General features: G+C 70.2%; 3 protein-coding genes and 1 pseudogene. 2 read left to right on the top strand and 2 right to left on the bottom strand.

The window, feature by feature from the left end; all coding sequences use genetic code 11:
* Positions 1–124: 124 nt before the first annotated feature.
* Entirely contained in the window at positions 125–1,828 is a 1,704-nt protein-coding gene (locus ACIHIX_RS38240) for a BCCT family transporter (RefSeq protein WP_399964607.1), read from the bottom strand.
* Positions 1,829–1,922: 94 nt separating this feature from the next.
* Positions 1,923–3,866: a Xaa-Pro dipeptidyl-peptidase gene (locus tag ACIHIX_RS38235; protein ID WP_399964605.1), complete on the bottom strand. Its 1,944-nt coding sequence runs from the start codon at positions 3,864–3,866 to the stop codon at positions 1,923–1,925.
* A 182-nt stretch (positions 3,867–4,048) separates the two neighbouring features.
* Here ACIHIX_RS38235 and ACIHIX_RS38230 point away from each other — a divergent pair.
* Both ACIHIX_RS38230 and ACIHIX_RS38225 read left to right on the top strand, forming a co-directional pair.
* Positions 4,049–5,542: pseudogene (locus ACIHIX_RS38230) on the top strand (M1 family metallopeptidase).
* Positions 5,543–5,679: 137 nt separating this feature from the next.
* The gene (locus ACIHIX_RS38225; protein WP_399964603.1) at positions 5,680–6,567 is read left to right on the top strand and encodes an arginase family protein; all 888 of its coding nucleotides are present in this window, start codon (positions 5,680–5,682) and stop codon (positions 6,565–6,567) included.
* Positions 6,568–6,825: the final 258 nt, after the last annotated feature.

Raw genomic sequence — 6,825 nt, 5'->3', positions numbered from 1 at the left:
CCTCCACACCTACAACTACCATCGCTGCCACACCGCACTCGGAGGCCAGCCGCCGATCAACCGTGTGAACAACCCTGCGGGGCAATACACCTAGGGCCTCTCCGGACGCCCCAGGCCCCGCGTCCTAACCGTGGTCGTGGCCCAGTGGGTCGCCCTCCGTCTCCGTACCGGCCCCCGGGCCGACACGGATCTCGAAGTCGCCGTCGTACCTCTTGTGGCCCTCGATGACCGCGAGCTCGACGGCCTCGGAGCCCATCTCGCCGCGCACGATGACCGGGTCGCGGCGCAGGTCGCGCATGAGGGCGACGCACATCCCGATCATCACGAGGACGAAGGGCGCGGCGGCCAGGATGGTGAGGTTCTGCAAGCCGGTGAGGGCGTCGCCCTGACCGCTGCCGACGAGCAGCATGATGGCGGCGACCGCGCCGGTGACGACGCCCCAGAACACCACGACGAACCGGCCGGGTTCGAGGGCGCCCTTCTGGGAGAGCGTACCCATCACGATGGAGGCGGCGTCGGCCCCCGAGACGAAGAAGATGCCGACCAGGATCATCACCAGCAGGCTGGTGGCGGTGGCGATGGGGAACTCCTGGAGCACGCCGAAGAGTTGGCCCTCGGGAGTGTCCTCGCCGGCGAGTGCGCCGCCCTCCTTCAGCTTCATCGCCGTACCGCCGAAGACGGCGAACCAGATCAGGCTGACCGTGCTGGGGACGAGGATGACACCGCCGACGAACTGGCGGATGGTGCGGCCGCGGCTGATGCGGGCGATGAACATGCCGACGAAGGGCGTCCAGGAGATCCACCAGGCCCAGTAAAAGACGGTCCAGCTGCCCAGCCAGTCGGCGACGCCCTTGCCGCCGCTCGCCTCGGTGCGGCCGGCGAGCTGGGGCAGGTCGCCGAGGTAGGCGAAGACCGAGGTGGGCAGCAGGTCGAGGACGATGATCGTCGGTCCGGCGATGAACACGAACACGGCGAGGATCAGCGCCAGCACCATGTTGGTGTTGGACAGCCACTGGATGCCCCGCTCGACACCCGAGACGGCGGAGGCGACGAAGGCCAGCGTGAGGACGGCGATGATCGCGACGAGCAGACCGGTGCTGACGTCGTCCATCCAGTCCAACTCCTGGAAGCCGGAGCCGATCTGGAGCGCGCCGAGGCCGAGGGAGGCCGCCGAGCCGAAGATGGTGGCGATGATCGCGAGGATGTCGATGACCCGGCCCACGCCGCCCTCGGCGTGCCGCTCCCCGATCAGCGGGGTGAACACGGCGCTGATGGTCTGGCGGCGGCGCTTGCGGAAGGTGCTGTAGGCGATACCGAGGCCGACCACCGCGTAGATCGCCCAGGGATGCAGTGTCCAGTGGAAGAGGGTGGTCGCCATCGCCGTCTCCATGCGGTCACCGGAGTCGGCGGGGTTCGTGCCGGGTGGCGGGGTCGTGTAGTGGGCGAGGGGTTCGCTCACGCCGTAGAACATCAGACCGATGCCCATGCCGGCGCTGAACATCATCGCGACCCACGACACCGTGCGGAACTCGGGCTCCTCGCCCTCGGCGCCGAGGTGGATGCGGCCGTAGCGGCTGACCGCGAGCCACAGGGCGAAGACCACGAAGCAGGAGGCGGCCAGCATGAAGGCCCAACCGCCGTTCTTGATCAGGCCGTTGAGCATCTTGGTGGAGACGTTCTCCAGCGAGTCCGTCGCCGTGGAACCCCAGATCACGAACGCCACGGTGATGACGGCGGTGACCCCGAACACCACGCGGTCGGTGGTGTGGTCGCGGGGAAGGCCCGAAGAACCCTCCCCGCCACCCCTTTTCTTCATGTCTTCCGTCATTTGCGGCACCTTCTCCCGAAACCCATGGATACGGCCTACCACAGGTACCGCACATGACTCGGTTTTCAACAGTCGATGTCGAATTACTGGATTACTACGGGACGCGCTGGACGGACCGCGGCGCCTGCACGCCGTCGAGTTCCGTGGCCTCGGGTACGGCGGTGGCGGCGCCGTCCGTGGCGTGCGCGAAGGCCCGGGCGCCACCGACCAGCGGGACGCTCGCCTTCGTGCGGGACAGGTCCAGCGTGAGCGTCGGCGTGGTGGACGGCGGGTCGATCAAATCCTTGTCCGTGCCCGCGATGATCAGGGCGAGCCGGTGGCCGGCCGGGACGACATGATCGGTGGCGGCCAGGTCGAGGGTGATCGTGTACGCCTTGCCCGGGGTGAGCGGGACGCCCTTGCCGGGGTCGGCGTAGGTGCCGAGGTCGGCCCAGCCTCGGCTGACGACCTCGTAGTCGACGTCGGCGGTCTTGGCCTGGGTCACCTTGAAGCAGGCGCTGTCACCGGCGGTGCTGACACCCCAGCAGGTGCGGTCGGTGAGGGTGCTGATGCCCTCGCCGCTCGCCGCGTAGTCCCGGATGGTGTTCGGGCCGAGGTCCACGAGGACGGCGGAGAGATGAGCCGTCGAGGTGGTGGGCGTGGCGGTGACGGTGACCTTCGAGGAGCCGGAGACGCGCAGGTCCTCGGTGAGCGTGCCGGTGGCGAAGCCCGCCTTGTCGGGGGTGGAGGTGTCGATCCGCGCGGCCCAGTCGGTCTCGCTCAGCGCCGGGTTGTCGGTGAAGGTCTCGGTGCCCCGTGCTCGGGAGACGCCGAGGGTGCCGACGCCGGGCTGCGCGCCCTGGGAGGGGCGCAGGGTGGTGGTGCTGGTGCCGCGCGGGGGCCAGACCTTGGAGGTGACCCACTGGTCGGGGTGGCGTTCGATGTCGGCCATCGGCTCGCGGTCGATGCCGTTGTCGTAGCCGAGGAGTTCATGGTCGAACCAGCGGTGCAGGGTGTCGACCCATGCCGCGCGGCGGAAGTCGAAGGGGTCGACGTGGCCGGTCTGGGAGAGCCAGATCTTGCGCTCGACGCCGTTCTTGGCGAGGGCGTCCCACCACTGGCCGAGGTGCTTCATCCGGACGTTGAGGTCCTGCTGGCCGTGGATCGCGAAGACGCTGGCCTTCACCTTGGCGGCGTTCCTGACGTAGTCCCGCTCGGTCCAGAAGCCGGTCCAGTCACCGCTGCGCGGGGCGCCGTCGACGATCTTCTGCTGCACTGCGGCGCACTTGGCGCGGGCGTCGGGGCTGTCGACGTAGTCGGAGAGCCAGTCGGGGCCGGAGTCGTAGAGCGGGGCGCCCTGCTGGAAGTAGTAGTCGTACCAGGAGGAGATGGCGCTGATCGGGACGATCGTCCTCAGCCCTTCGACGCCGGTCGCGGCGACACCGTTGGCTATGGTGCCGTCCCAGCTCTTGCCGATCATGCCGGTTCTGCCGTTGGTCCAGTCGGCCTTGGCCTTTGTGGTGCCCGTACGGCTGGTGTACGCCTTGGCGCGGCCGTTCAGCCAGTCGACGACGGCCTTGGCGGAGAGGATGTCCGAGCGGCCGCCGACGTCCACGCAGCCGTCGGAGCGGTTGGTGCCGGCGAGGTCGACGCCGACGAAGGCGTAGCCGCGGGGCACGAAGTAGTTGTCGTAGAAGAGCGGCATCTGGACGACGTCGCCCTGGGCGTCGTACGTCTTCTTCTGGCTCTCGTTGCCGCGCCCGCAGCAGGAGTAGTACGGGCTGGCGTCCATGATGACCGGAACCTTGCGGCCCTGGGCGGCGGGTTCGCGGGGGCGGACGATGTCGACGGCCACGCGGTCGTTCTTGCCGTCGCCGTCCCCGTCGAGGCCGGTGTCCACCCAGACGGCCTCGCGGACGGCGTTCTCGTACGAGTAGACGGGTTGGCTCTCACGCGGCGCGGCCTGTGCGGCGGCGGGGGTGAGGAACGTGGCCAGCAGGGCGGCGGTGGCCGCCGTCGCGAGCTGTCTCCAGATCGTGAAGCGCGTGCGTATCGGCATGCGCGGACGGTACAGCTGTCAACTCCCGTGCAAAAGAGGGCCGTTTGCCATACAGGGGGCGCGGAGTCGGTCATGACGGCCGAATGGCGATCGTGTGACGGCTGCGGCCATGGACATGCCTGGGTCCACAGGGACTGAATAGGCTCCGAACAGACTTCTTGCCCCTACGACTTGGAGCTTTCGTGCACCGCAGAATCATCGCGCCGGGCGCACTCGCTGCCGCGTCCGTCCTGCTGGCGATCCCGGCATCGGCCGCGAGCCACTCCCCCGGCGCCCCGGGCATCGGCGACCCCTACTACCCGGACTACGGCAACGGCGGATACGACGTCTCCCACTACGACCTGCGGCTGAAGTACCAGCCGGCGACGGACGAGCTGGAGGGCACGGCGACCCTTCTGGCCCGCACCACACAGGACTTGTCCCGCTTCAACCTGGACTTCCTGCTGGACGTCTCCTAGGTGCGGGTCAACGGCGCGAAGGCGTCGTTCACCACCTCCGGCGAGCACGAGCTGGAGATCACCCCGAAGTCGCCGCTGGCGAAGGGCACTTCGGTGACCGTCGTCGTGCGGTACAGCGGAGTCCCGTCGTCGAAGCAGGCGTACGGCTTCACCAGTTGGCACCGCACTCCGGACGGCGGGGTCGGCGCGAACGAGCCCGAGTCGGCCTGGTGGTGGTTCCCGAGCAACGACCACCCGCTCGACAAGGCGACCTATGACGTGTCCGTCCTGGTGCCGGACGGCAGCCAGGCCATCTCCAACGGCACGCTCCAGTCGACGAGTTCACGCCTCGGCTGGACCCGCTACAACTGGCGGTCCGACAAGCCGCAGGCCACCTATCTCGCGACGCTGGCGGTCGGCAGGTTCGACATCACGACCGGGACCACCGAGAGCGGCGTCCCGGTCGTCAACGCGTACAGCAAGGACCTCGGCGCCAACGACGGCGCCGCGCGAGCCAGCATCGAGCGGACCGGTGAGGTCGCCGACTGGCTGAGCGAGTACTTCGGGCCGTATCCGTACAACGCGCTCGGCGGGTACGTCCCCAACACCACCACCGGGTACGCGCTGGAGACGCAGACCCGGCCGTACTACAGCCCGCGGCAGTTCGCGAACGGCTCCAACGTGTCCGTGGTCGTGCACGAGCTGGCCCACCAGTGGTACGGGGACCTCGTCTCCGTGTCCGGGTGGAAGGACATCTGGATCAACGAGGGCTTCGCCCGGTACGCGCAGTGGCTGTGGTCCGAGCACGAGGACGAGGGCACCGCGCAGGAGCTCGCGGACTACGTGTACGCCTCGCACCCGGCCGACGACCCGTTCTGGACGGTGAAGCCCGGTGACCCCGGTCCGGAGAACCAGTTCGACATCGCCGTCTACGACCGGGGCGCGCTGGCCCTCCAGGCGCTGCGGAACGAGATCGGTGACGACGCGTTCTTCACGGTCCTGAAGGGCTGGCCGCAGAAGTACGCGTACGGCAACGCGTCCGTCGCCGACTTCCGGGCGTACGCGGAGGAGGTGTCCGGGCAGTCGCTGTCCGCGCTGTTCGACACCTGGCTGTTCCAGCCGACGAAGCCGGCCGCCCCGGCGGCGCGGACCGCCTCGATCGCGGGGGCCTCGGCCGCACCGGAGCAGCCGAGGTCGTGGAAGCAGATCGCGGCGACGAACGACGTGCACGAGCACTAGAAGGGGTACTCGGCAGGTGGCGTGGGGCGCCTCGCCGGACGTGGGCGCTGCCGCGCTCCACGCCCTCCCGCGGTCTACGGTGGGCCCACGTCGCCGGACGCATGGGCCCGCCGGCGCCGCCTGACGAGGGAGTCGGAGTGCGCGACGTCGCGATCATCGAGGCACCGTCCGTGCTGGGGCTGCGGCCGACCGGCGTCGAGGAGCTGCCCCGGGCACTGCTCGACGCGGGTCTGGCCGACGGTCTGGGCGCGGTGCGGGTGGGCAGCGTCGAGCCGGGCCCGTACGACCCGGAACGGGACCCGGAGACCGGGGTGCTCAATCCGGGCGGGATCGCCGAGCACGCCCTGCGGCTGGCCGGTGCGGTGGGCGAGGTCCTCGACGCCGGGCGGTTCCCGCTGGTGCTGGGCGGCGACTGCAGCATCCTGCTCGGCAATCTGCTCGCCCTGCGCCGCCGGGGGCGCCATGGGCTGCTGTTCCTCGACGGCCACACCGACTTCTATCGACCGGAGACGGAGCCGGCCGGCGAGGTGGCCTCGATGGAGCTGGCACTGGCCACCGGTCGGGGGCCCACCGCCCTCGCCGACCTGGACGGGCTCGGGCCGCTGGTGCGGGACGAGGACGTCGTCGCCCTCGGGTTCCGGGACCAGGCGGAGGCGGCGGTGTTCGGTATGGAGCCGCTGCCGGAGAAACTGCACGCGCTGGACCTCGACCGGGTGCGGGAGCTGGGGGCGGGTGAGGCGGCGCGGCAGGCGGTGGAGGCCCTGACCGGCGAGGGCGGCGGGGCCGGGTACTGGGTGCATCTCGACGTCGACGTGCTGGACGACGCGGTCATGCCCGCCGTGGACTACCGGCTGGACGGCGGGCTGAGCTGGGAGGAGCTGGAAACCGTCCTGCGCACGGCACTGTCCGGCACCGGGGCGGTGGGACTGGACGTCACGATCTTCAACCCGCGCCTCGATCCGGACGGGAGCACGGCGGCCAGGCTCACGGAGTGCCTGCTACGGGCGTTCGCGGCGCAGGGCTAAGCCGGGTGCCGGAGGGCGTCCGCGGCGCAGAGCTGAGCCGGTGGGGCCGCGGAGGCGTTCGCGGCTGACGGCTGAGCCGGTTACCGCGGGGCGTTCGCGGCGCAGGGCTGAGCCGGGTGCCGGACGACCCTCGCGGCTCAAAGCCGAGCCGGTGGGGCCGCGGAGGCGTTCGCGGCTGACGGCTGAGCCGGTTACCGCGGGACGTTCGCGGCACAGGGCTCAGCCGGGTGCCGGACGACCCTCGCGGCTCAAAGCCGA

The organism is Streptomyces sp. NPDC051913, from assembly GCF_044593635.1.
GTDB lineage: Bacteria > Actinomycetota > Actinomycetes > Streptomycetales > Streptomycetaceae > Streptomyces.
This window is presented reverse-complemented; position numbering and strand designations above follow the sequence as displayed.

Coding starts and splice junctions, on each gene's coding strand:
- ACIHIX_RS38240 (WP_399964607.1), bottom strand. CDS start 1,828: ATGACGGAAGACATGAAGAAAAGGGGTGGCGGGGAGGGTTCTTCGGGC.
- ACIHIX_RS38235 (WP_399964605.1), bottom strand. CDS start 3,866: ATGCCGATACGCACGCGCTTCACGATCTGGAGACAGCTCGCGACGGCG.